The following is a 25,034-nucleotide window of genomic DNA, read 5'->3' as shown; positions in this document are numbered from 1 at the left end:
CCGCAAAGCGAAAAGAGCGGGCAAAAAAAAACACCGGCCAGGGCCGGTGTTTTTCTCATTTCATGGCAGCCGGCGAATCAGATCGCCAGATCCTTTTCCTTCTTGCCGGCCTTCAGCGCATCGTTGAACCAGCGCGGGCGCTTGCCGCGGCCGGACCAGGTCTGCTCCGGATTGCCCGGATTGCGGTACTTCGGCGCCACCGTACCGGTGCTGCGACGCGCCTTGCGGGTGCCGCCGAAAACATCCTCCATGGCAAAGCCTTCGGTCTTGACCATGGCGTGGATCTTTTCGCGCAGCTTGGCGACCTTTTCCTTGCGCAGCTCGGTCTGGCGCACCTGCGCCTTGCTGATCAATTCATTGAGCTGGTTGTGATTGAGGTTCTTGATATCGACTGCCATGCGTGGGCTCCCGGAAAGTCTTCGATTATGTGTGTCGCCTCTCGTCAATGAGAGCGGTGCTTCCTGTTCCGGGCGCATTCTCGCCCATTGACGGGGGCAATTGCAAAAGGCCCGATTATCCTGCGCGGCGAAATAATGCGATCCGCTGCGCATAACCGACCCGCTTAATTGCCGAACTGGGCTGCACAGTAATACCGGTGCGGCGGCAATCGGGACTTACTTTCACGCCAGCAGTGTGAACAGTTCGTCCTCGGTAATGGCGCGGTTTTCCGCCTCCCCGCGGCGGCGGTATTCGAGCGTGCCCGCGGACAGGCCCCTTTCGCTTACCACGACCCGATGCGGAATGCCGATCAATTCCAGGTCGGCGAACATCTGGCCGGGGCGCAAGCCGCGGTCGTCCAGTACCGTTTCGATACCGCGTTGCTCCAGATTGCGGTACAGCGCCTCGGCCGCCTCGGCCACGTGGGGCAGGTTTTTCGGGTTGATGATGCAAACGGCCACGCGCCAGGGCGCCATGGCTTCGGGCCAGATAATCCCGGCCTCGTCGTGGGACTGTTCGATCGCCGCCGCCACGATGCGGCTGACGCCGATGCCGTAGCAGCCCATCATCATCACCTGCGCCTTGCCCTGGTCGTCCAGTACCGTGGCGCCGAGCGCCTGGGCATATTTGGGGCCGAGCTGGAACACGTGGCCCACTTCGATGCCGCGGGCGAGGTGCAGCGTGCCGTGGCCGTCGGGCGAAGGATCGCCCTCGACGACCTGCCGGATATCCTCCACCCGGGTAATGCGCGCATCGCGTTCCCAGTTGGCGCCGGTGTAATGGGTGCCGTCGGCATTGCCACCGCACACGAAATCGGCCAATACTGCGGCGCTGCGGTCGACGATCACCGGGATGGTATCGGGCAGGCCGACCGGGCCGATGAAACCGGGGCGCGTACCGGTGGCGGACAGGATTTCCTGTTCCGGGGCAAGCACCGATTCATCGGGCAATTCGGCCAGTTTGGCGGCCTTTACTTCATTGATCTCATGGTCGCCGCGCAGGCACAGGGCGACCAGTCCGTCGCGTCCGCGCACCAGCAGCGTCTTGACGCACTGCTGCGGCGAAACGCCTAGGAATGCACTGACGTCCGCAATGGTCTTTTGCACGGGCGTATCCACGCGTTCCAGCTCGGCCGCCGGAGCGGGGCGCGTCGTGGCAGGCGCGAGTGCCTCGGCCTTTTCGATGTTGGCCGCGTAATCGGAACCGTCGGAAAAAGCGATGGCGTCCTCGCCCGAATCGGCCAGCACCTGGAATTCGTGGCTGGCATTGCCGCCGATCGCGCCGGTATCGGCCTGCACCGCACGGAACTTCAGTCCCAGCCGGGTGAAAATGCGCGAGTAGGCCTGGTACATGACGCCATAGGTGTCGCCCAGCGACTCGGACGACAGGTGGAAGGAATAGGCGTCCTTCATCAAGAATTCGCGCGCGCGCATCACGCCGAAGCGTGGGCGGATCTCGTCGCGGAACTTGGTCTGGATCTGGTAGAAATTGACCGGAAGCTGCTTGTAGCTTTTCAGCTCGTTGCGGGCGAAGTCGGTAATGACTTCCTCGTGGGTGGGGCCGAAGCAGAATTCCTGCTCCTTGCGGTCCTTGATCTTCAGCAGCTGGCCGCCGAATTTTTCCCAGCGGCCGGTTTCCTCCCACAGCTCCCTGGGCTGCACCGCCGGCATCAGCATTTCGATCGCGCCGGCGCGATTCATCTCCTCGCGCACCACGTTTTCGACCCGGCGCAGGACGCGCAGGCCCAGTGGCGCCCAGGTGTACAGCCCGGAGGCCAGCTTGCGGATCATGCCGGCGCGCAGCATCAGCCGATGGCTGGCGATTTCGGCGTCGGCGGGAACTTCCTTGACAGTGGCCAGGTGGAATTGGCTGAGGCGCATGGCGGGTAATCCGGGGGCAAAGAGGCCGATTATACGTTGGCCTTCCCCGGCTTACGCGCGAAAAACGCGCCGGGGTCTACTGGCTGCAGTACTGGCTGTACTGCTGCTCGGCCAGCGCGATCTGCTGGCTGCGCTGGGTGTCGTCCAGCGGCACGGACTGGCCGTCCTGCTCCAGCACGACGCCTTCCTCGCCCTTGAGCAGGTCCAGGTTGGCCTTCAGCGAGCTGCACACCTTGGTGCGATTTTCGGGCGTATTGGGCAGCTCGCCGGTGCTGGCCGGGCTGGCCGCCGCCGCTTTGGCGGGCGGCGGCGTGGGAGCCGGGGTGGCCGACACGGGCTGTTCCACGCCGCTGGAGCTGATGCGCTTGTACTGCGTACCCTGCGGCGGCGGGGTTTCGGAGTAATGCACGGTGCCATGGGAGTCGGTCCACGTGTACACCTGCGCGGCGACCGCGGGTGCGAGCAGCAGCAACACGAGGGCAAGGGGCAGGCGACGCATGGGATTCTCCGAAGGGCGTAAGGCCCCCGGCACTAGTTAACACTCCGGACGGCCGGACTCAAGCATGCGGCGGCCGTTGACGGGCGATGGTTTACACTCTCGCGCATTCCGTCACGGATCGTTGCATGAGCGAGAACACGCCAGTCCGCACACCCCGCCACCGGGGCATCTACCTGCTGCCGAACCTGGTGACCACCGCGGCGATGTTCGCCGGCTATTACGCGGTGGTGGCGAGTATCGGCGGACGCTACACCGAGGCGGCGATCGCGGTCTTCGTCGCGGCAGTGCTGGACGGCATGGACGGCCGCGTGGCGCGGCTGACCGGCACCCAGAGCGAGTTCGGCGTGCAGTACGACTCGCTGTCGGACCTGGTCAGCTTCGGCCTGGCGCCCTCGCTGGTGATGTACAACTGGTCGCTGTCCGCGTTGCGCGACTTCGGCCCGATGTGGGGCAAGATCGGCTGGGCCGCGGCGTTCCTGTATGCCGCCTGCGCAGCGTTGCGCCTGGCCCGCTTCAACACCCAGGTGGCGGTGATCGACAAGCGCTACTTCCAGGGCCTGGCCAGTCCAGCGGCGGCGGCCGTGTGCATGTCGTTCGTGTGGAGCGTCGAGAAGTTCCGCTCGGAGGGATTGGCCATCAGCGGTCGGGAGCTTTGCTTCGTCACGCTGGTGGTCGCCATCGTGGTGGGTCTGCTGATGGTCAGCCGCTTCCGCTATTACAGTTTCAAATCGCTGCCGATGGGCGACCGCGACCGCGTGCCGTTCCTGTGGGTGCTGGTCGGCGTGCTGGTGCTGGTGCCGTTCCTGATCGACCCGCCGCGCGTGCTGTTCGTGGTGTTCACGCTGTACCTGCTGTCCGGCCCGGTGGTGACCCTGTGGGGCCGCGCCGCGCATCGCCGGCGGACGCGTCACGTCAGGCCATGAGCGCCGCGCCGGCCAGTTGCGGGCCCGTGTCACGCCGCGCCCGGATGCTGCGGGCGCTGGGCGTCACGCCATGGGTGCGCCGCGCGGCTGCGGCGGCAGCCCAGCCGGCGGCGTCTCCCGAGGTGAATCCGGCGGTGGCACCGGCGTCCTGCATCGTGGTGCTGCCCGACGGTTGCGCACCGCGCGAACTGGATCTGCTGGGTCGTGCGCTCGCCGCCTATGGCCCGGAGCTGGCGCGGGCCGGTCGCATTCTGGTCAAGGATGGCCAGCCCGCCGTCGCCGTGCCACCGGTGCGCGCCTACCTGGTGTTCGGCCAGGCGCAGGCGCACGCGCTCGGGCGCGAGTTGCCCGCCGCGGTGATGAACCAGGCGCAGATCGTGCTGGCCGACGAGCCACCGCAGGTGCTTGCCCATGGCACCGGCAAGCGCCGGTTGTGGACCGCGCTGCGACAGTTGCGGCGCGCGCTGGCGGTGCCCGGGGGCGCGTGATGGTCGCGGTGGCCCGCCCGCGCGTCGAGATCCGCGCCATGCGGCGCGAGGACCTGGCGGCGGTCAGCGCGATGGAAACCGCCTCCTATGAATTCCCCTGGTCGTCCGGAATCTTCAGCGACTGCCTGAAGGCCGGGCACCCGTGCTGGGTGCTGTGCAGCGACGGCGAACTGGCCGGCTACGGCATTCTGTCGGTGGCCGCTGGCGAGGCGCACGTGCTCAATCTGTGCATCGGCCCGGACTGGCGCGGGCAGGGCCTGGGACGACACCTGCTCGGCCGGCTGCTCGACGTGGCGCGCTGGAGCGGCGCCGAGCGCGTGTTCCTGGAAGTGCGCCCATCGAATCCGGTGGCGCAACAGCTGTACGAGTCGATCGGTTTCAGGCAGATCGGCCGCCGGCCGCGCTATTACCCCGCCCAGGGTGGCCGCGAGGACGCCATCGTGATGGCGCTGGATCGCGAGCCGGCATCGCCCTGAGACGAACTTCCGGGGGCGGAAGCGACAGCACAAGAGCGGCAGTTCGAGGCTATCTGAGGAGCGCACCTGTGCGCGACCGGATGCCGCCGCGTCGCGCACAGGTGCGCTCCTGCATGTGGGCCCTCGGGTGACGGCGAGGAGCCTGCTCAGCCGAGCTTGCGCGCCTGCTCGCGCAGGGCTTCCAGTTGCGTACCCCAGTCGACGATGCGCTGGCGCTCCTGCGCCACCACCTCGGCCGGCGCGTTGGCCACGAAGTTGGCGTTGCCCAGCTTGCCTTCGCACTTCCTGATCTCGCCCTCGATGCGGGCGATTTCCTTGGCCAGCCGGGTCTTCTCGGCGCCCAGATCGATCAGCCCGGCCAGCGGAATCATCACGCGCAGGCTGCCGACTACCACGGCGGCCGCGGCCGGCTCGTCGGCGCCGGGTTCGATCCACTGCGGCGCGTCGGTGCGCGCGAGGAAGGTGATCTGTGCGGCGAACTTGGTCGCGCGCGCGCGATCGGCCACCTCGCCATCGGCCAGCAGCAAGGGAATGGTCTTGCCGGGCGCGATGTTCATTTCCGAGCGGATGCGGCGGATGCCCGAAAGCACCGCCTTGACCCATTCGATCTCGGCGCTGGCCGTCTCGTCGGTCGGCAGCGCCGCGGCGTCCGGCCACGGGCGCTCCATGATGCTCGGTGCCTGGACGCCCAACCGTGGCGCCACCGCCTGCCAGATTTCCTCGGTGATGAACGGAATGACCGGATGCAGCGCGCGCAGCACGGTCTCCAGCACCACCAGCAGCGTGTGCCGGGTGGAGGCGGCGGCCTGGTCGTCGCCGTTGAGCGCCGTCCCTTCGGCGTTGCTCAGGGCAGGCTTGGAAAGCTCCAGGAACCAGTCGCAGTACTCGTTCCACACGAACTCGTAGAGCGCCTGCGCCAGCAGATCGAAGCGGTAGGTGGCAAAGTGTTCCCCGGCCTCGGTCAACGTCTGCTTGAGGCGCGTCAGGATCCAGCGCTCTGCCTCGGTGACCGGCCATCCGGTCGGTGCGGGAACCTCGCCCTCGGGCAGGTTCATCAACACGAAGCGCGCCGCGTTCCACAGCTTGTTGCAGAACGCCTTGTAGCCCTCGGCGCGCTTGATGTCGAAGTTGATCGTGCGGCTGTAGCTGGCCAGCGCGGCGAAGGTGAAGCGCAGCGCGTCGGTACCGATCGCCGGGATGCCTTGCGGGTATTCCTTGCGAATGCGCTTCTCGACCTTTTCGCGCACCTGCGGGATCAGCAGCGAGCGGGTGGACTTGTCCACCAGCGGTTCCAGCCCGATGCCGTCGATGAGGTCCAGCGGGTCCAGCGTATTGCCCTTGGACTTGGACATCTTCTGGCCTTCGGCGTCGCGCACGATGGCGTTGATGTAGACCTCGCGGAAGGGCACCTGTTTGGTGAAGTAGAGGGTCGCCATCACCATGCGCGCGACCCAGAAGAAGATGATGTCGAAGCCGGTGACCAGCACCGCGCTGGGCAGGAACAGCTTGTCCTGCTCCCAGTTGGCGACCACTTCGCCGCGCTGGTTCTTCACCGGGCCCTGCATCGGCCAGCCCAGCGTGGAGAACGGCCACAGGGCCGAGGAGAACCAGGTGTCCAGCACGTCCTCGTCCTGGCGCAACGTGCCGACCGGCTCGGTGGTGGCGTGGCGTCGCGCGTCGGCCTCGTCCTCGCCCACGAAGATATTGCCCGCCTCGTCGTACCAGGCCGGGATGCGGTGGCCCCACCAGAGCTGGCGGCTGATGCACCAGTCCTGGATGTTGTCCAGCCATTGCGTGTAGGTGGTGGTCCAGTTTTCCGGGACGAAGCGGATCGCGCCGGAGCGCACCGCTTCGAGCGCCGGCTCGGTGATGGCGGTGCGCCCACCGGGGCGGCCATCGGCCAGCACCCCGGAAGTCAGGTCGACGAACCACTGGTCGGTCAGCATCGGCTCGATCACCGCGTCCGAGCGCTGGCTCACCGGCACCTGCAGCTTGTGCGGCCTGGTTTCGACCAGCAGGCCGATCGCTTCCAGGTCCGCCAGCACCGCCTTGCGCGCCTCGTAGCGGTCCAGCCCGCGATATTTCTGCGGGGCGCTGTCGTTGACCTTGGCATCCAGGGTAAAGATGTTGATCGGCTCCAGCTTGTGGCGCTGGCCGATGGCGTAGTCGTTGAAGTCGTGCGCCGGGGTGATCTTCACGCAGCCGGTGCCGAACTCGCGGTCGACGTAGTCGTCGGCGATCACCGGGATCTGCCGGCCGGAGAGCGGGAGGTGCAGCTTCGTACCGATCAGGTGCGCATAACGCTCGTCTTCCGGATGCACCGCCACCGCCACGTCGCCCAGCATGGTTTCCGGGCGGGTGGTGGCGACCACCACCGAGCCGGCACCGTCGGCGGACATGTAGCGGATCGACCACATGTGGCCGTCGCGCTCGACGTTGTTGACCTCCAGGTCCGATACGGCCGTGCCCAGCGCCGGGTCCCAGTTCACCAGCCGGTTGCCGCGGTAGATCAGGCCGTCGCGGTACCAGCGCACGAACACCTTGCGCACGGCGGCGGAGAGGCCTTCGTCCATGGTGAAGCGCTCGCGCGACCAGTCGGCGGCCACGCCCAGCCGGCGCATCTGGTTGGTGATGGTCGAGCCGGACTCTTCCTTCCACTTCCACACGCGCTCGACGAACGGCTCGCGGCCCAGGTCGTGCCGCGACTTGCCCTCCGCGGCCAGCTGGTTCTCCACGATCTTCTGCGTGGCGATGCCGGCGTGGTCGGTGCCGACCTGCCACAGCGTGTTCATGCCGCGCATGCGCTGGTAGCGGATCAGCATGTCCATCACGGTCTGCTGGAAAGCGTGGCCCATGTGCAGCGTGCCGGTGACGTTCGGCGGCGGCAGCAGGATGCTGTAGGGCTTGCCCTGGCCGCTCGGCCGGAACGCGCCGCGCTGTTCCCAGTGGGCATACCACTTCGATTCGATCTGGCCGGGCTCGAAACTCTTGTCCATCGGAGGCTCGCGATGGCGCGCCACGGGGCGCGCGTCATGGAAGGTGAGCCGGTGATTGTACGGGGCGCGCGTGATCGCCCCAAGCGCGCTGGATATGGCGCGGGTATGCAGGCGGCCGAAAGCCCTGGCTCGGGATGAGCCAGGGCCAGGGCGCGATCAGTTCTGCCCGGGTCGCTTACGCCACGAAGGCGTCGGCCAGCGAGGGCGTGGGCGCCGCGGGCGCGGCCTGCTGGCGCTCGTGTTCCTGCACCTGCGCCCGCGTGAGGCGCGACACCACCAGCAGGAACAGCGCCGCGGCAGCCAGGTTCAACGCCTGCCCGCACAACAGCAGCAACTGCTGGGTATGCAGCCCTTCGAAGGTGTGCTCCGGACGCAAGTACTGCGTAACGAACCAGTAGGACAGGTTGCCCGCGATCCAGAAGCCCCACCAGGCGCCAAGCAGGCCCGGCGTGCCGAGCTTCTGCCAGCGCGCCGGCGCATGCGACGCCAGCCAGACCTGGGTGAGCGCGCGCATCGGGCGCACCAGGTTCATCACCGGCACGGCGTACCAGCCCACCGCCCAACCAGGCGAATCATCCAGACCGCGGGCCCCCAGCGCCCTGACGTTGCGGGCCACCCGGTAGATCCAGCAACCGGCCCAGACATAGCAGGCGAGCATCAGCACCAGTTGCAGGCGGAACAGGTTCAACTGCAATTGACCGGCGCTGGCCAGTTCCTGTTGCAGTCCCGCGCTGATGCCGGCATCGATACCCTGCTGCAGCAGTTGCAGCCCATGGGTCATCACCGCAACGACCGCCAGCGTGAGCAGCACGAAGGCGGCCAGCACGCCGCGCACGCCGTTGCCCAGCGTGATCGGTGAACGGAAGACGTACGGTTGTCCGGCGTCCCCTGCCGCCGAAACTGACGCACTGAAAGGATTGACTCGCGACATGACGGCACCCCCTGCCTTTTGCCGACCGGCCATTCGCCGGCGGCCCCATCATGCGCCCGAGGTATGGACAGGGCAAGCGGTGGTGTGCTAGCCCGCGATTGGCGCGCGCACTACAGCAATCGTCCTGATCTGTCTTCCCGGATGGGACCTGCGAGATTTGCCCCGCGCAGCGACTTCTATGCCAGGTCCAGCACGATCCGAAGTCGCGCATGCCAATCTTCGATATGCGCCGGTCTCACCTTGAGCCGAACCCTCGGAAGATCCAGTCGACGCGTCAGCAGGTCGACGGCCGACCAGCCATCGCCATTTGCCTTCCGATGGATATTGACCTTGTCGATATCGCTCAACGGCAGTTCGGTCGCAGTGTTATGGACGTTGTCGAGAACGATGATCCGATCCTGTGCCCGCGCGAAACCGGCATAGCATTCGGCATTCACCAGTTCCAGTTCAGGTTCGAAACCGGCTTCCTTGAGCCGGGCCACGTTGGGCGTGAACATTGCGGCTGTCCGGTGGCTGCCCCTGAAGAAGGCCCAGCCAAACAGGACATAGACAGCGGTGAATGCCCAGATTCCGTAGGGTGGGTGGCCAAAGCGATGGTCCCATCCAAAGGAGCCCACGCAAATGAAAGCCACTGGCAACGCGCCAAGAAACCACAAGAACAAGAGTGCGCTGCACACGCCGCGTTTGGCGGCCGAGCCCTTGCCCCGGATGGGACTGACAGGTAGCGCCTTTTCCACGACATGACCTTTCGGGAAGAGAGCAAGGCAAAACGGGGGAAGGGTTGAAGGCATACACCGGTCCACAAAACTGTCGAGTACGGTAACGGCAGTTCGTGGCAATAATTGAACCTCGCGCGGCGTCGTCAGCCGACGGCAGGGACTTCAACCACGGGCGAAGCGTCTGGCAGCCTGCTGAGGCGTGCGCTGCGATAGCGATCTTGGATATCAGAACCCGCGGCAGTGACCGGATGCCTGACGACGAGCTAAGCCGCCACTAGCCCGCGCGCAGCCGGCGGCCGTGCGCGTGCACTTCGTCGACCAGTACCTTGACGTGCTCCGGATCGACTTCCGGCGTGATGCCGTGGCCGAGGTTGAACACGTGACCGGGGTGATTGCCGTAGCTGTCCATCACGGCGCGCGCCTCGTGGCGGATGACCTCCGGGTTGGAGCGCAGCACGGACGGGTCGAGGTTGCCTTGCAGGGCGACCTTGCCGGCCACCGCGCGGCGGGCATCGGCCAGGCCGATGGTCCAGTCCACGCCGAGCGCGGCGCAGCCGGAGTCGGCCATCTCGGCCAGGTGCGCGCCGGCGCCCTTGGAGAACAGGATCACCGGCAGCTCGCGCGCCTGCGGGTCGGCCTTCAGCGCGTTGATCACCTGGCGCATGTAGCGCAGCGAGAACTCGCGGAACGGCGCCGGCCCAAGCAGGCCGCCCCAGGTGTCGAACACCATCAGCGCCTGCGCGCCGGCGGCGGCCTGGGCGCGCAGGTAGTCGGCGACCGCGCGCGCCAGCGTGTCGAGCAACTGATGGGCCAGCGCCGGCTCGTTCCAGCACATCGCCTTGAGCATGGCGAAATCGCGCGAACCGTGGCCCTCGACCATGTAGCAGGCCAGCGTCCACGGGCTTCCCGAAAAACCGATCAGCGGCACGCGGCCGTCCAGTTCCCGGCGGATCAGCCGCACCGCATCCATCACGTAGCGCAGCTCGCCGTCCATGTCCGGCACCGCCAGCCGCGCGATGTCGGCGGCGTTGCGGACCGGGCGGGCAAATTGCGGGCCCTCGCCCTGGGCGAAAGACAGCCCCAGGCCCATCGCGTCGGGAATGGTGAGGATGTCGGAAAACAGGATCGCCGCATCGAGATCGAAGCGCTCCAGCGGCTGCAGCGTTACCTCGCAGGCGAATTCGGGGTTCTGCGCCAGACCCATGAAGCTGCCGGCGCGCTCGCGGGTAGCGCGGTACTCGGGCAGGTAGCGGCCGGCCTGGCGCATCACCCAGATCGGCGTGGTGTCGGTAGGCTCGCGACGCAGCGCGCGCAGGAAGCGGTCGTTCTGGAGAGGGGCGGTCATGGCTAGCGTCCGTGCGGGCCGTCCAGGCCCTGGGCGAACATCACGCGGAAACCGCGCTTCAACTGCGTGTCGCGCGTTTTCTCGAACGCCGCGATGGCGGCGTCGCGCTCGAGGAACTGCTCGCGCTTGAGCGTGGCCTTGCCGCCCTGGGTGCCGCTCTCGCGGTACAGCGTCCAGCCGCCGAGCAGATCCTGCTCGAGCACGATCTGAACGTAGCGCGGGGCCTCGGCCGAGGCAGGCATGGTTTGCAGGTAGAGGCGCATGGCGTCCGTGATGGTGCGGCGGGAGTGCCGCAAGGCGATCATTCTAGAGGGCCGCCGCGATGCTGGCGAGGCGCGGCGCCAAGAGTGGGCGCCACGAATACGAACGGCAGGATGGGCTTCGGCCAGCGCGTTTTCCGCAAGGCCGGTGGTGGGCTAAAGCCCACCCTACGATGCTGTCGTGGTGGCGGGCGCCGCTTCCAGCACGGAAATCACGGTTGCTTCGTCGACGCCTCCCACGATTTCGGCCCGGCCGATGCCCCGCCACAGGATCAGCCGCAACGTGTCGGCGGTGTTCTTCTTGTCCAGCCGCATCAAGGCAAGCAACTGCTTCGCGTCGGAGCCCGCGGGCACCGCGATGGGCAGACCCAGGCGCTCGAGCAGTCGCTGCAATCGCGCGGTATCGGGGGCGTTGCTCATGCCCAGCCGTTCGGACAGGCGAGCGGCCAGCACCATGCCGATCGCCACCGCCTCGCCATGCAGCAGCTTGGTGTAGTGGCCGGCGGTTTCCAATGCGTGGCCGAAGGTATGGCCCAGGTTGAGCAGGGCGCGTTCGCCCTGTTCGGTTTCATCACGGGCGACCACGCCGGCCTTGTAGCGCACCTTGCGCGCGATCGCCTCGACCACGGCGCCGGTGTCGCGGGCGACAAGCGCGTCGGCGTGCGCTTCCAGCCAGACGAAGAAATCGGCGTCGCCGATGGCCGCGCCCTTGGCCACTTCGGCCAGTCCCGCGCGGTACTCGCGGTCGGGCAGGGTGGCCAGCGTGTCGATGTCGGCCACCACAGCGAGCGGTTGGTGGAAGGCGCCGGCCAGGTTCTTGCCGGCTGGCAGGTTGACGCCGGTCTTGCCGCCGACCGAGGAGTCGACCATCGCCAGCAGCGTGGTCGGCACCTGGATGAAGTCGATGCCGCGCATCCAGCACGCGGCGGCGAAGCCGGCCAGGTCGCCGACGACCCCGCCGCCCAGCGCGATCACGCAGGCGTCGCGGGTGGCGCCGAGCGTGGCCAGCGCCTGCAGTGCGCGGCCGACGTTGGCGAAGGTCTTGTGCGCCTCGCCGTCCTCCAGCAGGAAGCTCGACCAGTGCAGACCATCGAGGCCCCGCGCCAGCCGTTCCATGTAAAGCGGCGCCACCGTGGTGTTGCTGACCACCAGCGCGTGGCGCCCGCGCAGGCGCTCACGCCAGCGAGCGCTGTCACCGAGCAGGCCGCGGCCGATCCAGACCGGGTAGCGGCGCGCGCCGAGGGCGACTTCTATCGTCCGGATGTCCGATGCGTTCATGCCGCCTGTTGCCGTTGCCAGTGCTGTTCGAGCAGACCGAGGCAACGCTCGCTCGCCGTGGCCACGCCTTCGTGTTCGCCGGGCAGGCGCAGGTCGGCGATCTCGCGATAGAGCGGCGCGCGAACCTGCGCCATCGCTTCCAGCCGTGCCTGGCGATCCTCGCCGGCCAGCAAGGGGCGCTTGGTGTCGCGTGCCAGGCGTTCGAGCTGCTGCGCCACGGTCGTGTCGAGCCACAGCACGAAACCGCGCTCGGCCAGGTGCCGGCGATTGGCGGGATCCAGCACTGCGCCGGCGCCGGTGGCCAGCAGCACGCCGGCACGCGCGCTGAGCGCGTCCAGCAGCGCGCTCTCGCGCTGGCGGAAGCCAGCCTCGCCCTCGATCTCGAATACGCACCGCACGTCCACGCCGCAGTGGCGCTCGATCTCCTGGTCCAGATCCAGGAACGGCAAGCCATAATGCGCGGCGAGGCGTCGACCGATCGACGTCTTGCCGGCACCGGTCGGGCCGATCAGGAACAGGTTGCACGAGGGGTTCATGCGCGCATGCTAGCAATCACGGGCGAACGCGTCTTGCTGGCCGGTTGCGGTGACGTGGGGCTGCGCGTGGCGCGGCGGCTGCGCGCGCAGGGGCACGAAGTGTTCGCGCTGCGGCGGCGACCGCCGGAGGCGCGCGACGAGGGTATCCACTGGCTCGCCGGCGACCTCACGACGCCCGCGACCATAGGTGGTCTGCCCGCAGGCATCGACCGGCTGGTCTACCTGCCGGCGCCGGATGCGCGTGATCGCGCGACCTACGAGGGAGTGTTCCTGGGCGGTTTGCGCGCCATGCTGGCCGCCCTCGAGGGTACGGCACTGCAGCGCGTGTTGTTCGTCTCCTCGAGCGCGGTCTATGGCGACCACGCCGGCGGCTGGGTGGACGAGGACACGCCCGCGCGGCCGCCGGGATTCAACGGCAGCGTATTGCTGGAAGCGGAGCGCTGGCTTGCCGGCCAAGCGGTGCCTTCCACGGTGGTGCGGCTGGCCGGTTTGTACGGGCCCGGGCGGCTGCAGCTGATCGATCGGCTGCGCGCGGGGAAGGCGACCGTGCCGCGTGGGCAGGTTCATTGGGCCAACCGCATCCATGTGGATGACGCGGCCGCGGCGATCGCGCACCTGCTGCTGTTGCCCGATGCCGGGCCGCTCTATTTGGGGGGGGATGACACACCGCTGCCGCTGGATGTGCTGTACGACCATCTGGCCGGAGTGGTTGGTGCGCCGCGTCCGCCGGATGGGCCGCTGCCCGCCGGCGTGGGCAGCAAGCGGCTCAGCAATGCGCGGCTGCGCGCGAGCGGTTTCGTGCCGCGCTGGCCGGATGCGCGGTTGGGATATGCGGCGTTGTTGGGGGCGTGATGCGCTCTTCTTCCTCTCCCCTCCGGGAGAGGACCGAGGTGAGGGGTTGGGGCTCGCGGGAACGGCGGGAAGATCCGGTCGTTCTTTCGGGGGGCTCATCGCAAGAGCGGCCCCTCACCCCAGCCCTCTCCCCGTTGGGGAGAGGGAGCTAGAGCGCTAGGCGTGGGCCAGGCCCGTCGTTGGGAGCGTGAGCGCCTTTCTTCCTCTCCCCTTTGGGGAGAGGACCGAGGTGACGGGCCGGGGCTCGCGGGAATGGTAGGAAGAGCTGGTCGTTGCTTGCGGGGGGGGGGCGCAAGAGCGGCCCCTCACCCCAACCCTCTGCCCGGGGGGAGAGGGGAGCTAACGCGTCAGGCGTGGGCCAGGCCGGTGACGTGGCGGTCGTCGTCGTACTCGACCACGCTGTCGGCCAGCGCCGGCAGGGTGGCCAGGGCGTGGCGACTCAGGCGTTCGAAATGGGCGAGGAAGCGCACCATCGCCTCGGCGTCCATCGCCAGCGGCGCATGCCGGGCCAGCAGCACTTCTTCCTGCTCGCCGCGCCAGCGGCGCACCACGTCCCAGTTCGGCGCCTGCAGCACGATCAGTGCGTCGAGCTTGCGCCACAGCGGCTGGTAGGCGCGCAGCTGCTTGTTGACCCACCGGCGCCACCGGCTGTCCGGGTCCTCCTCGCGCTCCAGGGTGTTCACCGGCGTCTCCAGCGCCGCCTGCAACTGCGGGCGCAGGCCCAGCGCCCAGCCTTCCAGGATCACCAGCTTGGGCGGGCGGGCGACCTTGGGCCAGCGTGAGGGCGGGATGCGCGTGTCGCGCCCCTTGTCGAAACGCGGCCAGGTCACCGGCAGTTTCTCCGACGCCTGCGGCAGGGCGGCCAGCACCGAGAGCAGCAGCTCGATTTCGTGCGTGCCCGGCACGCCGCGCGTGCGCAGCAGCGGATGTACCTCGCGCGCCAGCGCCTCGCGCTCGCTGCGCGGGTAGTAGAAGTCGTCCAGTGTGAGTACGTCGGTGGCCCAGCCGCGCGACTCGGCCTCGGCCTTCATCATCCGTGCGAGCGTGCTTTTGCCGCTGCCCTGCAGGCCGGAAAGGCCCAGGATGTAGGGGCGGCGTGAACGCGCGATGCGCCCGGCGTAGTGGTCGAGAAGATGGCCGGCGAGGGCGACATTCTGCGTGCTAGCATCGTTGGTCATCCGCGCATGATGGCGCGGCGCCGCCACGATGCAAGAGTCATGCTCAAACGCGAGATCCTCGACACCTTCCTCGGCCTGCTGGAAGAGGCCGCTTCCGGCGGTGATCCCGAACCCACGGCGATGAACCTTTCGACCGCCGATGCGGCTGGCCGGGTCAGTTCGCGCATCGTGCTGCTGAAGGGCGCCGACGAGCGCGGCTTCCGCTTCCATACCAACTACGAAAGCGACAAGGGTGTGCAGCTCGATGCGCACCCGCAGGTGGCGCTGTGTTTCCACTGGAAGCAGCTGCGCCAGGGCGTGCAGGTGCGCGTGGAGGGCGTCGCGCGCAAGCTGCTGGCTGAAGAGTCCGATGCCTATTTCGCCAGCCGTGCCCGCGGCAGCCAGATAGGCGCCTGGGCCTCGCTGCAGTCGCAGACGCTGCCGGACCGAGAGGCCTTCGAACAGCGTGTCGCGCGTTGCGAGAAGGAATACGAGGGCCGCGACGTGCCGCGCCCGCCGCACTGGGGTGGCTTCGTGGTCGAGCCGGACATGGTCGAGTTCTGGTACGGCGCCCAGTTCCGCCTGCACGATCGTGTGCGCTGGAGCCGCCATGGCCAGACCTGGACCAGCCGGCTGCTCTATCCGTGAGCCGTGCCGAGCCCGCGCCGCACGTCGCCCAGGGTGGTTTCGTGGTGCACACCCGCGGGCGCGGGTTCAGCGAGATCACCGGCAAAGTGGCCGAAGCGGTCGCCGCCAGCCACGTGCAGACCGGCATCGCCCACGTCTTTACCCTGCACACCAGTTGCTCGCTGCTGATCGGCGAGAACGCCGATCCCACCGTGCGCGCGGATCTGGAACGCTGGTTCGCACGTGCCGTACCCGACGGCGACCCGTTGTTCGAGCACGACGCCGAAGGCCCGGATGACATGCCCGCGCACGTGCGCTCGATTCTCGCCGGCGTCAGCCTTGCCGTCCCGGTGCATGGCGGCAAGCCGCAACTGGGCACCTGGCAGGGCATCTACCTGTGGGAGCACCGCCACGACCCGCACCAGCGCAAGGTCACGGTGACCGTGCTGGGGCACTGATGGACGGTTTCCCGCAACGCATCGTCTGCCTCACCGAGGAGCCGACCGAAGTGCTCTACGCCTTGGGCGAGGAGCACCGCATCGTCGGCATTTCCGGTTTCACCGTGCGCCCGCCGCGGGCGCGCAAGGAAAAGCCCAAGGTGTCGGCGTTCACCAGCGCGAAGATCGGCGAGATCCTGAAGCTGCAGCCGGACCTGGCGATCGGCTTTTCCGACATCCAGGCCGACATCGCGCGCGAGCTGATCAAGGCAGGGGTCGAGGTGTGGATCAGCAACCACCGCAGCGTGGACGGCATCCTGGCCTACATCCGCCGGCTCGGCGCCATGGTCGGCGCGCACGACAAGGCCGAGGCCTACGCGCGGCGCGCCGAGGCGCATATCGCGCAGGTGCGCGCCGCGGCGGCAGGGCTGCCGCGCCGGCCGAAGGTCTACTTCGAGGAATGGGATGAGCCGATCATCACCGGCATCCGTTGGGTGGCCGAGCTGGTCGGCATCGCCGGCGGCCAGGATGCGTTCCCGGAACTGGCGCGCGAACCGCTGGCCAAGCAGCGCATCCTGGCGAACGGCGACGAGGTGATGCGCCGTGCGCCGGACATCATCCTGGGGTCATGGTGCGGCAAGCGCTTCCGGCCGGAAAGGGTGGCGGCGCGGCCGGGTTGGGATGCGATTCCCGCGGTGCGCGACGGCGAACTGCACGAAGTGAAGTCGCCGATCATCCTGCAACCGGGGCCGGCGGCGTTGTTTGACGGCCTGGCCGAGATACACCGCATCATCGAAGCCTGGGCCAACCGTGAGCGATACCTGCAGGGATCGCCGAATATCCCTTGATTCGCGCGATGCCTTTGCAGAGCCCACTTGTGGGCGATGCTCTCACGCCTGATCAGACCGGCAACAGCATCGCCGACAAGTTGGCTCCTGCAGGCGAGCGGCCGGCTAGAACCCGCGCGCCAGGTGCGTGCCCCAATCAAACAGCGGCGCCGCAATCAGGATGCGCGCCAGCAGCAACCCGATCATCACCAGCGCCGGCGAGAAATCGAGCATGCCGACCGTCAGCTTGCCGCGCAGCGGCCGCAGCAGCGGGTCGACGATGGCCTCCACCAGCCGCAGCACCGGGTGGTAGCCGGCGCCGAACATGGTCAGCAGCGACCAGCCGAAGACCAGCACCAGATAGAACAGCAGCACGAAGTCGAGCAGGTCGGCCAGTGCCAGTACCAGCAGGCCGGCGACGTGCGGCATGGTGCCGGCCAGGGCGAACAGCACCAGCCGTTTGAGCAGCATCACCAGGTAGCACACCAGCAAGGCAGCCAGGTTGATCCGGCGCCAGTTCGGCAGCACGCGCCGGATCGGCGCCAGCACAGGGTTGGTGTAGCGGTAGACGAACTGGCTGACCGGGTTGCGGAAGTCGGCCCGCCCGGCTTCGGCCAGCAGCCGCAGGACGAACAGCGTCGCCAGTACGTCGAAAGCGATTTCCAGAAGCAGGGAAAACGCGTTGAGCAGGTAGATCACGGGCGTGGCTCCTTGGCGTCCAGTTCGGCGGCCAGCTCGGCGCCGCGCCGGGTCGCCGCGGCCACGGCGTTGGCGGCCATCCGCGGCAGCCCGTCGGCGGCGAAGCTCTCCAGCGCGGCCTGGGTGGTGCCGTTGGGCGAGGTTACCCGCCGGCGCAGTTCGCCCGGCGCCTCGCCGCCCTCGACCAGCATGCGGCCGGCGCCCAGGCAAGTCTGCGCGGCCAGCGCGCGGGCGCTCTCGCGCGGCAGGCCCTGGGCCACGGCGGCGTCTTCCAGCGCCTCGACCAGCGCGAAGAAATACGCCGGCCCGGAGCCGGATATTCCGGTCACCGTGTCCATCAGCGCCTCGTCGTCGATCCAGCGGGTCATGCCCACCGCATCGAGGATGTGCTGTGCCTGCGCCTTCTGCGGCGGGCTGACTCGCGGGTTGGCGCACAGGCCGGTGGCGCCGGCGCCGATCAGCGAGGGCGTGTTGGGCATGCAGCGCACGATCGGCAGATAGGCGCCGAACCAGCGCTCGAGCTGGTCCAGCCGCACGCCGGCGGCGATCGAGATCAACATCGGACGCTGGCGCTGCAGTACGTCGCTCAACTCGGCCCGGAGCGCCGGCATGATCTGCGGCTTGACGGCCAGCAACAGGATCTCGGCGTCCTCGGCCGCCAGCCGGTTTTCGGCGAAGGTGGCCACGCCGAAATCGCGACCGAGCGCCTCGCGCGCCTGCGCGTTCGGCTCGGCCACGCGAATGGACGAGGCCGCGGCGCCCGTCTTGAGCAGGCCGCCGATCAGGCTGCGCGCCATGTTTCCGCCGCCGATGAAGGCTAGTCGTGTCATGCCGGTCCCTTGGGTTTGCGTGGGGGCGATACCTTAACCCGAAGCGCCTGGTTGGCGGGTGACAGGGCCGGGTTTGCCAGGGCGCGCCTTCTTTGCGATGCGGTCTTGCCTGACTTCACCAGCCGCAAGCCCCCCTTGCGGCCGGAAGGGGTGCCTTCCCCAGCCTTCAAGGCAAGGTCGGTGGGGGTTGCCCATCCCAAGCGAAAGAGCATCTTCGCAGCCCGCTGGCCGGCAGGGAGGGAGCGGCCTGTCGCAGCGGCGGCAGGTGCGTTCGGAAAACATCGCAGTTTTGGCAGCCGGATGCGGCAACCCACTGGCCCCGCGGCCATTTGCGCGAGTAGTATCGGCCGTGTTGCAAGGGGGATGTCGGACGACCGGCTCGAAGGCGACGGGATGTGCGCTTGTCGGCGCGCGACCGGGCGGTTCCCTGCGCAGTACCGTTTTTCATCCAGACGAACGCTTCAAGGGGAAACGCCTGATGGACATCGCCGAACTGCTGGCCTTCTCGGTGAAGAACAAGGCCTCGGACCTTCATCTTTCCGCCGGCCTGCCACCGATGATCCGCGTGGACGGCGACGTGCGCCGCATCAACATTCCCGCGTTGGAGCACAAGCAGGTCCATTCGCTGATCTACGACATCATGTCGGACAAGCAGCGGCGCGACTACGAGGAGTTCTACGAAACCGACTTCTCGTTCGAGATCCCCGGCCTGGCGCGCTTCCGCGTCAACGCGTTCAACCAGAACCGCGGCTCCGGCGCGGTGTTCCGTACCATTCCCTCGGAGGTGCTGACGCTCGAAGACCTGGGTGCGCCGCGTATTTTCCGGGAGCTGATCGAGCAGCCGCAGGGCCTGATCCTGGTGACCGGGCCGACCGGCTCGGGCAAATCGACCACGTTGGCGGCGATGGTCGACCACATCAACAAGAACGAATACGGCCACATGCTCACGGTCGAGGATCCGATCGAGTTCGTGCACACCTCGCAGAAGTGCCTGGTCAACCAGCGCGAGGTGCACCGCGACACGCACGGCTTCAACGAGGCGCTGCGCTCGGCGCTGCGCGAGGACCCGGACTACATCCTGGTCGGCGAGCTGCGCGATCTGGAAACCATCCGCCTGGCGCTGACCGCCGCGGAAACCGGCCATCTGGTGTTCGGCACCCTGCACACCAGCTCGGCGGCCAAGACCATCGACCGCATCATCGACGTGTTCCCCGCCGGCGAGAAGCCGATGGTGCGCTCGATGCTGTCCGAATCGCTGCGCGCGGTGATCTCGCAGACGCTGCTGAAAAAGGTCGGCGGCGGGCGCATCGCGGCGCACGAAATCATGGTTGCCATCCCCGCCATCCGCAATCTGATCCGCGAGGACAAGGTCGCGCAGATGTATTCGTCGATCCAGACGGGCCAGCAGCACGGCATGCAGACGCTCGACCAGAACCTGCAGGACCTGGTCAAGCGCGGCCTGGTCGCGCGGCAAGAGGCGATCGGGTACGCCAAGAACAAGGATATTTTCAAGTAAGGCCGGGATTCGGGATTTGGGATTGGGAATTTGCAACCCATCTGCCGCATCCTCCTCCCTTCGTGCCGCAACGGGATCGCCGCCGGCTGCTTCTGACGAATCCCGAATCCCGAACCCGAACCCCGGACAAACGCCATGAGCGACTTCGACTTCACCTCTTTCCTCAAGCTGATGGTGCACAAGAAGGCGTCGGACCTGTTCATTACCGCCGGCGTGGCGCCGTCGATGAAGCTGCAGGGGCGCGTCGTGCCGATCACGCAGAGCCCGCTGTCCGTGCAGCAGGCGCGCGACATGGTGCTCAACGTGATGACGCCGGCGCAACGCGAGGAGTTCGAGAAGACCCACGAGTGCCAGTTCGCCATCTCCGCGCAGGGCGTGGGCCGCTTCCGCGTGTCGTGCTTCTACCAGCGCAACTGCGTGGGCATGGTGCTGCGCCGGATCGAGTCGAAGATCCCCACCTTCGAGGAGCTGACGCTGCCGCCAGTGCTCAAGTCGCTGTCGATGACCAAGCGCGGCATCATCATCTTTGTCGGTGCCACCGGTTCGGGTAAATCGACGTCGCTGGCGGCGATGGTCGGTTACCGCAACCAGAACTCGACCGGCCACATCATCACCATCGAGGATCCGATCGAGTACGTGCACAAGCACGAGGGCTGCATCATCACCCAGCGCGAGCTCGGCATCGACACCGACAGCTGGGACAACGCGCTGAAGAATACCCTGCGCCAGGCGCCCGACGTGATACTGATCGGCGAGGTGCGTACCCGCGAGACGATGGAGTACGCGATCAACTTCTCCGAAACCGGCCATTTGTGCCTGTGCACCCTGCACGCCAACAACGCCAACCAGGCGATCGACCGCATCCTGCATTTCTTCCCCGAGGACCGACGCCAGCAGCTGTTCATGGACCTGTCGATGAACCTCAAGGGCATCGTGGCGCAGCAGTTGATCCCCACGCCCGACGGCAAGGCGCGGCGCGTGGCGGTGGAGGTGCTGCTCGGCACGCCGCTGGTGCAGGACTACATCCGCCAGGGCGAGATCCACAAGATCAAGGACGTGATGAAGGAATCGGTCAATCTCGGCATGCGCACGTTCGACCAGAGCCTGGTCGAGCTCTATCACGCTGGCGAGATCAGCTACGAGGACGCGCTGCGTCACGCCGACAGCTCCAACGAGGTGCGCCTGCGCATCAAGCTGGCCCAGGGCGGCGACGCGCACACGCTGTCGCAGGGCCTGGAAGGCGTGGAACTGGAGGAAACCCGCGACAACAACCAGTTCGGCGGCGGCATGCTGCATCGCTGATGTGCTGACTCCGCAGTAGGGGAACAAAAAAAGGAGCCCGCAGGCTCCTTTTGTTTTTTCTTGCAGGAAGCGACTTACGGGGAATCGGCGGGCGCCGAGACGGTCAGTCCGGTCGAGTCGACGCTCTTGACGCCCTTGACCTGGTGCGCCAATTGCACCGCGCGGTTCTTCTCCATGTTGCTGCCGACCGTGCCGGTCAGCCGCACCATGCCCTCGCGGGTTTCCACCGAGATGTTGGTGGCGGGAATCTCCGAGGTGGTGGCGAATTCGGACTTCACCTTGGTGGTGATCCAGGCATCGTCCACCTTGCCGGGCACGGTCTGGTTGGACGACTGCATGCTGCCGTTGGACTCGGCGGTGGCGTCCTGTGCGAGGGCCTGCGCGAAAGGTACGGCGGACAACGCAGCGGTCAGGCCTGCGGCGATGAGGGCTCGATGGAACGCGGGATGGGTACGCATGGCACTCTCCTTGGGGTATCTGTCGCAAAGACGATGCGTTTGCACCGCGTAACCATGGCAACAGGGCTGGCGTGAACGACTCGTGCGTTCGCCGGCGCGATGTTCAGTGCCAATTACCGTTGTGAACGGCTGGCTGAAACGAACGTTCGGGTGTCGCGAACGACGCGTGAGCCGCGCGTTGCATGCCGGTCCGGCGGCTGAATGGCGAGGACGTTCGTCCACGAAAAAGGGCGCCCGTTCGGGCGCCCCTGGGTGCTGCCTCGAACGGCGGCTTACTTGAGCGTGGTCTGGCTCGTGACCACCAGTCCGCTGCTGTCGACGTGCGCCTCGGCTTCCAGCGATTGGATCCGGGCCGCCTGCGCACGCATGGCGTCGAACTGGGCCTTGGTGCGCGCCTCGCTGGCGGCCTTGTCCGTCTGGTCGTCCGGCTCGTTCTTGCCGAGCGCCGCCGCGGCAGCCGTCAGGCTGTCGGCCTTCTGCTGCATCAGGGTGACCCAGTCGAGGTACATCTGGCCGCTCAGGTGCATGCGCAGCATCTGGCCGGCGTCGCCGGTCGGCGCTTTCAGCGCATCGCCGAGCTTGGCGTCCTCGCCTGCGCCAACGCCCAGGCCCAGGCTCTTCGGACCCATCGCGATCCAGGCCGGCTGGCCGAACATGGTGGCCAGATTGGACGGCAGCGCGACTGGCTGGCCGCCACTGGTGAGCTTCAGCTGGGCAAGCGCCGGGGTCATCATCTGGCCCATCGCCAGCAGGCCGGCGGGATTGCTGGTGCCCAGCACCAGGCGACCGGTGAACTTGGGCATGGCGTTGCCCTTGCCCGGCGCGAAGCTGTCCAGCGAGAGGCCCACGCCCAGCAGGTCGCCGAAGGGCGGGATCGCGGCCTTCTGCATCGACGCACCGAGCTTGGCGAAGCTGTCGTTGAGATCGGTCAGCGCCGGGCAGCTGAACGGCTTGGCCGCCACGGCGTCGGCCTGCGCGGTCCAGAAGGCACGCATCTGCGCCACCGGCAGGCCGAGGAAGAATTCGAACGGCGAGCTGACCTGCGTCGCGCCGAGCCCGGGCAGGTCGACCTTCAGTCCGCTGAAGGCCTGGCTGATGTCGCTGGCCAGTGCCAGGTCCCAGCGCATGTCCTGATGCTTGGGATCGAGCCGGGTATAGCCGAAACTCATTTCCGGAACGCGGTTGGCGATGCGCGCGGCATCGGCCTGGCAGCTCGGCGGGATCTGCAACTGGTTGGCGACCGGCTCGCCGGTCTTGGCCGATTCGGCCTGCGCGCGGGCCTTGAGCAGGGCGTTGAACAGCGGATCCTTGCCGCTGGCGGCCAGCGGCAGCGCGCGGGTCAGGTCCAGTTCGCCCACCGCCCAGTTCTCGTAGCCCTTGGCCTTGGCGAGGTCGGCCAGCCGGCCGTCCTCCTGCACGCTCTTGGCCGGGCGATCCAGGCCCAGCGCCTGGCGCAGCAGCGGCTCGGCGGCATCGGCGGGCAGGATCGCCGCAACCGCCTGCTTGCCGACCACCGCCAGGATCAGCTCGGTGCCGCTGGTGGGCGAGACGTGGCGGCGGTAGCTCTGCTTGCCGACGGTGGCCACCTCCAGCTTCTTGCCGTAGGCGTCTTCCAGACGGCCGATGAACGCCTCGAAGGCGTCGGTGTCGCTCAGCTCGAAGCGCAGCACCGGCGCCAGGCCCAGGCCGTAGAGCGCGGAATAGCCCTTCAGGTCCAGGCCGGTGTTCTGCGCGAACGTCTCGACCGTCTTGCCGTCCAGCTCCTTGGCGAAAGCGCGGATCAGGTTGGCAGTGTCCGGATCCTTGGCGGCCATCTCGTCGGCCGCGGCACGCAATTGGGCTACTTCGGCCGGCATCTGTGCGTCGGCCTGGGCGAACAGCGCGGCGCGGGTGTCGTCGTCCAGCACGTCCAGGTTGGCCACCACGTAGGGCGTATCCGCCGGGGCGTAGGCCAGCGGGGCGTCTTTGTCCTTGTTTCCGCAAGCTGCCAGCAGCAGGCCGCCGAAGGCCAGCGCGAGGATTCGCGTCGTCGATCGCATGGTTTTCTTTTCCCTGAAATGAAGAAGGCGGGGCCATTATGCCGTGGGAGCTTCGCGGCTGCCGACCGTGCGTAAAAGCCCTACAGGGGATCCGGAGACGTAGTCAGCGGGCCAGCAGTTCGCCCAGCACGGCCATGCGCACGAACACGCCGTTGCCGACCTGTTCGAGGATCTTCGATTGTGCGCCGTCGGCGACCGCCGGGGCGATTTCCACGCCGCGGTTGATCGGGCCCGGATGCATCACCAGGCAGCCCTTGGCCGCGCGCGCAAGTCGGCGGGTGTCCAGGCCGTAATGGGCGAAGTAGGCCGCTTCGTCGGGGAGCTCGGTGGCGGCCATGCGTTCCTTCTGAAGGCGCAACATGATTGCCGCGTCCGCGCCTTCGATGGCCTGGTCGAAATCCTCCACGAAGGTGCAGCGCGGGAATTCCTCCTGCGTGGGCATCAGCGGCGCAGGACCGCACAGGCGGATCTCGCGCACGCCCATGGCAGTCAGCGCATGCACGTCCGAGCGCGCCACGCGCGAATGCTTGATGTCGCCGCAGATCACCACCGCCAGGTTCTCGAAATCCGGGCGATGTTCGCGGATGGTCATGACGTCGAGCAGGCCCTGGGTGGGATGGGCGCGGTTGCCGTCGCCGGCGTTGATCACCGAGACGCCGCTCATCGCGTGGCGCACCAGTTCCTCGGGCGTGCCGGAGACCTTGTGGCGCACCACGATCGCGTCCAGGTGCATGGCCTCGAGCGTGTGCAGCGTATCGAACAGTTCCTCGCCCTTGGCGGTGGAGGAAAAGCCGATATCGAAATTGACCACGTCCGCGCCGAGGCGGCGCGCGGCCAGTTCGAACGAGGTGCGCGTGCGCGTGGACGGCTCGAAGAACAGGTTGAGCACGGTGCGCCCGGCGAGCAGGTCGAGCTTGCGGGTGCCGTGCGCGCAGGCGTCGCGCATCGACAGCGCGCGGTCGAGCAGGCGCTCGATGCAGCTGCGAGGCAGGTTTTCCAGCGTGGTCAGGTGGCGCAGGCGCGAATGCATGGCGGGCGGTTCGAAAGAGCGGGATGGAATGAACATGCGGTCAGCCTGTCGAGTCCTGTGCGGAGGCGGGCGCGGCGGCAAGCCAGCGCTCCAGAATCACGGCGGCGGCCTCGGCGTCGATCCTGGCGGCATCGCTGCGCCGACGGGCTCCGGCGGCACGCGCCAAGGCGAAACGCTCGGCCGCTTCCTGCGAGCTGTGTTGTTCGTCGACCAGCGCGACCGGGGCCTTGTAGCGTTGGCGCAGGTGCTCGGCGAAGCGGCGGGCAAGGCGGCTGGCCGGCTGTTCGGTACCGTCCAGCGCCAGCGGCAGGCCGACCACCAGCGTTTCGGGCAGCCATTGTCCGTGCAGGGCGTCGAGCTGGGCCCAGTCCGGACCGGCCGGATGCACGGGCACCACGGCGAGCGCGCGGGCGCTGGCGGTGATCCGGTTGCCGACCGCGACGCCGATCAAGCGGCTGCCGACATCGAAACCGAGCACGCAACTCATGCGC

Annotated in this window: 26 protein-coding genes; 9 read left to right on the top strand and 17 right to left on the bottom strand. The window is 67.6% G+C overall.

The window, feature by feature from the left end; all coding sequences use genetic code 11:
• Nucleotides 1-77 precede the first annotated feature (77 nt).
• The 3 genes from OSC30_RS08525 to OSC30_RS08515 all read right to left on the bottom strand — a co-directional run bounded on the left by OSC30_RS08525 (nucleotide 78) and on the right by OSC30_RS08515 (nucleotide 2,817).
• Nucleotides 78-398 carry an H-NS histone family protein gene (locus tag OSC30_RS08525; protein ID WP_267171423.1) on the bottom strand — a complete coding sequence of 107 codons (321 nt, stop codon included), beginning with the start codon at nucleotides 396-398 and terminating at the stop codon, nucleotides 78-80.
• A 222-nt stretch (nucleotides 399-620) separates the two neighbouring features.
• A complete protein-coding gene (locus tag OSC30_RS08520) occupies nucleotides 621-2,318 on the bottom strand; it encodes a proline--tRNA ligase (protein ID WP_267171422.1) in 1,698 nt (565 codons plus the stop codon).
• Nucleotides 2,319-2,394: 76 nt separating this feature from the next.
• On the bottom strand, nucleotides 2,395-2,817 hold the full coding sequence (locus OSC30_RS08515) for a DUF4124 domain-containing protein (protein ID WP_267171421.1): 423 nt from the start codon (nucleotides 2,815-2,817) through the stop codon (nucleotides 2,395-2,397).
• A 125-nt stretch (nucleotides 2,818-2,942) separates the two neighbouring features.
• On the opposite strand from OSC30_RS08515, the gene OSC30_RS08510 reads away from it, so the two are divergent.
• The 3 genes from OSC30_RS08510 to rimI are packed head-to-tail and all read left to right on the top strand — an operon-like array spanning nucleotide 2,943 to nucleotide 4,704.
• A complete protein-coding gene (locus OSC30_RS08510) occupies nucleotides 2,943-3,740 on the top strand; it encodes a CDP-alcohol phosphatidyltransferase family protein (protein WP_267171420.1) in 798 nt (265 codons plus the stop codon).
• A complete protein-coding gene (locus tag OSC30_RS08505) occupies nucleotides 3,737-4,228 on the top strand; it encodes a hypothetical protein (protein ID WP_267171419.1) in 492 nt (163 codons plus the stop codon). The genes OSC30_RS08510 and OSC30_RS08505 overlap by 4 nt, the downstream gene beginning before the upstream one ends.
• On the top strand, nucleotides 4,228-4,704 hold the full coding sequence (gene rimI / locus OSC30_RS08500; protein WP_267171418.1) for a ribosomal protein S18-alanine N-acetyltransferase: 477 nt from the start codon (nucleotides 4,228-4,230) through the stop codon (nucleotides 4,702-4,704). Before OSC30_RS08505 ends, rimI begins: the two co-directional genes overlap by 1 nt.
• A gap of 146 nt (nucleotides 4,705-4,850) precedes the next feature.
• On the opposite strand, the gene OSC30_RS08495 is transcribed toward rimI, so the two are convergent.
• The 7 genes from OSC30_RS08495 to OSC30_RS08465 all read right to left on the bottom strand — a co-directional run bounded on the left by OSC30_RS08495 (nucleotide 4,851) and on the right by OSC30_RS08465 (nucleotide 12,769).
• Nucleotides 4,851-7,700, bottom strand: coding sequence for a valine--tRNA ligase (locus OSC30_RS08495; RefSeq protein WP_267171417.1), 2,850 nt, complete (start codon nucleotides 7,698-7,700; stop codon nucleotides 4,851-4,853).
• A 175-nt stretch (nucleotides 7,701-7,875) separates the two neighbouring features.
• Nucleotides 7,876-8,631, bottom strand: coding sequence for a DUF4328 domain-containing protein (locus tag OSC30_RS08490; protein ID WP_267171416.1), 756 nt, complete (start codon nucleotides 8,629-8,631; stop codon nucleotides 7,876-7,878).
• A gap of 176 nt (nucleotides 8,632-8,807) precedes the next feature.
• Entirely contained in the window at nucleotides 8,808-9,368 is a 561-nt protein-coding gene (locus OSC30_RS08485) for a hypothetical protein (RefSeq protein WP_267171415.1), read from the bottom strand.
• Between the two features lie 256 nt (nucleotides 9,369-9,624).
• Entirely contained in the window at nucleotides 9,625-10,695 is a 1,071-nt protein-coding gene (gene hemE / locus OSC30_RS08480) for a uroporphyrinogen decarboxylase (RefSeq protein WP_267171414.1), read from the bottom strand.
• A gap of 2 nt (nucleotides 10,696-10,697) precedes the next feature.
• Complete coding sequence (locus tag OSC30_RS08475; protein WP_267171531.1) at nucleotides 10,698-10,958, bottom strand: WGR domain-containing protein; 261 nt, start codon at nucleotides 10,956-10,958, stop codon at nucleotides 10,698-10,700.
• A gap of 165 nt (nucleotides 10,959-11,123) precedes the next feature.
• Nucleotides 11,124-12,233 carry a 3-dehydroquinate synthase gene (gene aroB / locus OSC30_RS08470; RefSeq protein WP_267171413.1) on the bottom strand — a complete coding sequence of 370 codons (1,110 nt, stop codon included), beginning with the start codon at nucleotides 12,231-12,233 and terminating at the stop codon, nucleotides 11,124-11,126.
• Entirely contained in the window at nucleotides 12,230-12,769 is a 540-nt protein-coding gene (locus OSC30_RS08465) for a shikimate kinase (RefSeq protein ID WP_267171412.1), read from the bottom strand. Before OSC30_RS08465 ends, aroB begins: the two co-directional genes overlap by 4 nt.
• Before the next feature lie 6 nt (nucleotides 12,770-12,775).
• Between OSC30_RS08465 and OSC30_RS08460 the strand changes: the two genes are divergently transcribed.
• Nucleotides 12,776-13,621, top strand: coding sequence for an NAD-dependent epimerase/dehydratase family protein (locus OSC30_RS08460; RefSeq protein WP_267171411.1), 846 nt, complete (start codon nucleotides 12,776-12,778; stop codon nucleotides 13,619-13,621).
• 347 nt (nucleotides 13,622-13,968) lie between these two features.
• On the opposite strand, the gene OSC30_RS08455 is transcribed toward OSC30_RS08460, so the two are convergent.
• Nucleotides 13,969-14,799, bottom strand: coding sequence for a kinase (locus OSC30_RS08455; protein WP_267171410.1), 831 nt, complete (start codon nucleotides 14,797-14,799; stop codon nucleotides 13,969-13,971).
• A 39-nt stretch (nucleotides 14,800-14,838) separates the two neighbouring features.
• On the opposite strand from OSC30_RS08455, the gene pdxH reads away from it, so the two are divergent.
• The 3 genes from pdxH to OSC30_RS08440 are packed head-to-tail and all read left to right on the top strand — an operon-like array spanning nucleotide 14,839 to nucleotide 16,690.
• Nucleotides 14,839-15,426 carry a pyridoxamine 5'-phosphate oxidase gene (pdxH, locus tag OSC30_RS08450; protein WP_267171409.1) on the top strand — a complete coding sequence of 196 codons (588 nt, stop codon included), beginning with the start codon at nucleotides 14,839-14,841 and terminating at the stop codon, nucleotides 15,424-15,426.
• Nucleotides 15,423-15,863, top strand: a complete 441-nt coding sequence (locus tag OSC30_RS08445; protein WP_267171408.1) for a secondary thiamine-phosphate synthase enzyme YjbQ — start codon at nucleotides 15,423-15,425, stop codon at nucleotides 15,861-15,863. The genes pdxH and OSC30_RS08445 overlap by 4 nt, the downstream gene beginning before the upstream one ends.
• Entirely contained in the window at nucleotides 15,863-16,690 is an 828-nt protein-coding gene (locus tag OSC30_RS08440) for an ABC transporter substrate-binding protein (protein ID WP_267171407.1), read from the top strand. Before OSC30_RS08445 ends, OSC30_RS08440 begins: the two co-directional genes overlap by 1 nt.
• Before the next feature lie 105 nt (nucleotides 16,691-16,795).
• Here OSC30_RS08440 and OSC30_RS08435 read toward each other — a convergent pair whose 3' ends face one another.
• The gene (locus OSC30_RS08435; RefSeq protein ID WP_267171406.1) at nucleotides 16,796-17,368 is read right to left on the bottom strand and encodes a YggT family protein; all 573 of its coding nucleotides are present in this window, start codon (nucleotides 17,366-17,368) and stop codon (nucleotides 16,796-16,798) included.
• Nucleotides 17,365-18,198, bottom strand: coding sequence for a pyrroline-5-carboxylate reductase (gene proC / locus OSC30_RS08430; RefSeq protein WP_267171405.1), 834 nt, complete (start codon nucleotides 18,196-18,198; stop codon nucleotides 17,365-17,367). Before proC ends, OSC30_RS08435 begins: the two co-directional genes overlap by 4 nt.
• Before the next feature lie 478 nt (nucleotides 18,199-18,676).
• Here proC and OSC30_RS08425 point away from each other — a divergent pair, with 478 nt between their 5' ends.
• On the top strand, nucleotides 18,677-19,714 hold the full coding sequence (locus OSC30_RS08425) for a type IV pilus twitching motility protein PilT (protein WP_267171404.1): 1,038 nt from the start codon (nucleotides 18,677-18,679) through the stop codon (nucleotides 19,712-19,714).
• A 135-nt stretch (nucleotides 19,715-19,849) separates the two neighbouring features.
• Nucleotides 19,850-21,016, top strand: a complete 1,167-nt coding sequence (locus tag OSC30_RS08420) for a PilT/PilU family type 4a pilus ATPase (RefSeq protein WP_267171403.1) — start codon at nucleotides 19,850-19,852, stop codon at nucleotides 21,014-21,016.
• A 74-nt stretch (nucleotides 21,017-21,090) separates the two neighbouring features.
• On the opposite strand, the gene OSC30_RS08415 is transcribed toward OSC30_RS08420, so the two are convergent.
• The 4 genes from OSC30_RS08415 to ruvX all read right to left on the bottom strand — a co-directional run bounded on the left by OSC30_RS08415 (nucleotide 21,091) and on the right by ruvX (nucleotide 25,030).
• Nucleotides 21,091-21,474, bottom strand: a complete 384-nt coding sequence (locus OSC30_RS08415; protein ID WP_267171402.1) for a BON domain-containing protein — start codon at nucleotides 21,472-21,474, stop codon at nucleotides 21,091-21,093.
• A gap of 272 nt (nucleotides 21,475-21,746) precedes the next feature.
• Nucleotides 21,747-23,513, bottom strand: a complete 1,767-nt coding sequence (locus OSC30_RS08410) for a hypothetical protein (protein WP_267171401.1) — start codon at nucleotides 23,511-23,513, stop codon at nucleotides 21,747-21,749.
• Nucleotides 23,514-23,616: 103 nt separating this feature from the next.
• Nucleotides 23,617-24,543 (bottom strand): aspartate carbamoyltransferase catalytic subunit, encoded by a 927-nt coding sequence (locus OSC30_RS08405; RefSeq protein ID WP_267171530.1) that lies wholly within the window; start codon nucleotides 24,541-24,543, stop codon nucleotides 23,617-23,619.
• A 40-nt stretch (nucleotides 24,544-24,583) separates the two neighbouring features.
• Nucleotides 24,584-25,030 (bottom strand): Holliday junction resolvase RuvX, encoded by a 447-nt coding sequence (gene ruvX, locus OSC30_RS08400; RefSeq protein WP_267171400.1) that lies wholly within the window; start codon nucleotides 25,028-25,030, stop codon nucleotides 24,584-24,586.
• Nucleotides 25,031-25,034 lie beyond the last annotated feature (4 nt).

It is taken from the genome of Frateuria hangzhouensis, assembly GCF_026410505.1.
Classification (GTDB): domain Bacteria; phylum Pseudomonadota; class Gammaproteobacteria; order Xanthomonadales; family Rhodanobacteraceae; genus Frateuria_A; species Frateuria_A hangzhouensis.
The sequence above is the reverse complement of the archived record's forward strand: the minus strand, read 5'-3'. Positions and strand labels throughout refer to the sequence as shown.

Bases quoted from the DNA above. Each gene is read 5' to 3' on its own strand.
- OSC30_RS08525 (WP_267171423.1), bottom strand. From the start codon at position 398: ATGGCAGTCGATATCAAGAACCTCAATCACAACCAGCTCAATGAATTG.
- OSC30_RS08520 (WP_267171422.1), bottom strand. From the start codon at position 2,318: ATGCGCCTCAGCCAATTCCACCTGGCCACTGTCAAGGAAGTTCCCGCC.
- OSC30_RS08515 (WP_267171421.1), bottom strand. From the start codon at position 2,817: ATGCGTCGCCTGCCCCTTGCCCTCGTGTTGCTGCTGCTCGCACCCGCG.
- OSC30_RS08510 (WP_267171420.1), top strand. From the start codon at position 2,943: ATGAGCGAGAACACGCCAGTCCGCACACCCCGCCACCGGGGCATCTAC.
- OSC30_RS08505 (WP_267171419.1), top strand. From the start codon at position 3,737: ATGAGCGCCGCGCCGGCCAGTTGCGGGCCCGTGTCACGCCGCGCCCGG.
- rimI (WP_267171418.1), top strand. From the start codon at position 4,228: ATGGTCGCGGTGGCCCGCCCGCGCGTCGAGATCCGCGCCATGCGGCGC.
- OSC30_RS08495 (WP_267171417.1), bottom strand. From the start codon at position 7,700: ATGGACAAGAGTTTCGAGCCCGGCCAGATCGAATCGAAGTGGTATGCC.
- OSC30_RS08490 (WP_267171416.1), bottom strand. From the start codon at position 8,631: ATGTCGCGAGTCAATCCTTTCAGTGCGTCAGTTTCGGCGGCAGGGGAC.
- hemE (WP_267171414.1), bottom strand. From the start codon at position 10,695: ATGACCGCCCCTCTCCAGAACGACCGCTTCCTGCGCGCGCTGCGTCGC.
- OSC30_RS08475 (WP_267171531.1), bottom strand. From the start codon at position 10,958: ATGCGCCTCTACCTGCAAACCATGCCTGCCTCGGCCGAGGCCCCGCGC.
- aroB (WP_267171413.1), bottom strand. From the start codon at position 12,233: ATGAACGCATCGGACATCCGGACGATAGAAGTCGCCCTCGGCGCGCGC.
- OSC30_RS08465 (WP_267171412.1), bottom strand. From the start codon at position 12,769: ATGAACCCCTCGTGCAACCTGTTCCTGATCGGCCCGACCGGTGCCGGC.
- OSC30_RS08460 (WP_267171411.1), top strand. From the start codon at position 12,776: ATGCTAGCAATCACGGGCGAACGCGTCTTGCTGGCCGGTTGCGGTGAC.
- OSC30_RS08455 (WP_267171410.1), bottom strand. From the start codon at position 14,799: ATGACCAACGATGCTAGCACGCAGAATGTCGCCCTCGCCGGCCATCTT.
- pdxH (WP_267171409.1), top strand. From the start codon at position 14,839: ATGCTCAAACGCGAGATCCTCGACACCTTCCTCGGCCTGCTGGAAGAG.
- OSC30_RS08440 (WP_267171407.1), top strand. From the start codon at position 15,863: ATGGACGGTTTCCCGCAACGCATCGTCTGCCTCACCGAGGAGCCGACC.
- proC (WP_267171405.1), bottom strand. From the start codon at position 18,198: ATGACACGACTAGCCTTCATCGGCGGCGGAAACATGGCGCGCAGCCTG.
- OSC30_RS08425 (WP_267171404.1), top strand. From the start codon at position 18,677: ATGGACATCGCCGAACTGCTGGCCTTCTCGGTGAAGAACAAGGCCTCG.
- OSC30_RS08420 (WP_267171403.1), top strand. From the start codon at position 19,850: ATGAGCGACTTCGACTTCACCTCTTTCCTCAAGCTGATGGTGCACAAG.
- OSC30_RS08415 (WP_267171402.1), bottom strand. From the start codon at position 21,474: ATGCGTACCCATCCCGCGTTCCATCGAGCCCTCATCGCCGCAGGCCTG.
- OSC30_RS08410 (WP_267171401.1), bottom strand. From the start codon at position 23,513: ATGCGATCGACGACGCGAATCCTCGCGCTGGCCTTCGGCGGCCTGCTG.
- OSC30_RS08405 (WP_267171530.1), bottom strand. From the start codon at position 24,543: ATGCATTCGCGCCTGCGCCACCTGACCACGCTGGAAAACCTGCCTCGC.
- ruvX (WP_267171400.1), bottom strand. From the start codon at position 25,030: ATGAGTTGCGTGCTCGGTTTCGATGTCGGCAGCCGCTTGATCGGCGTC.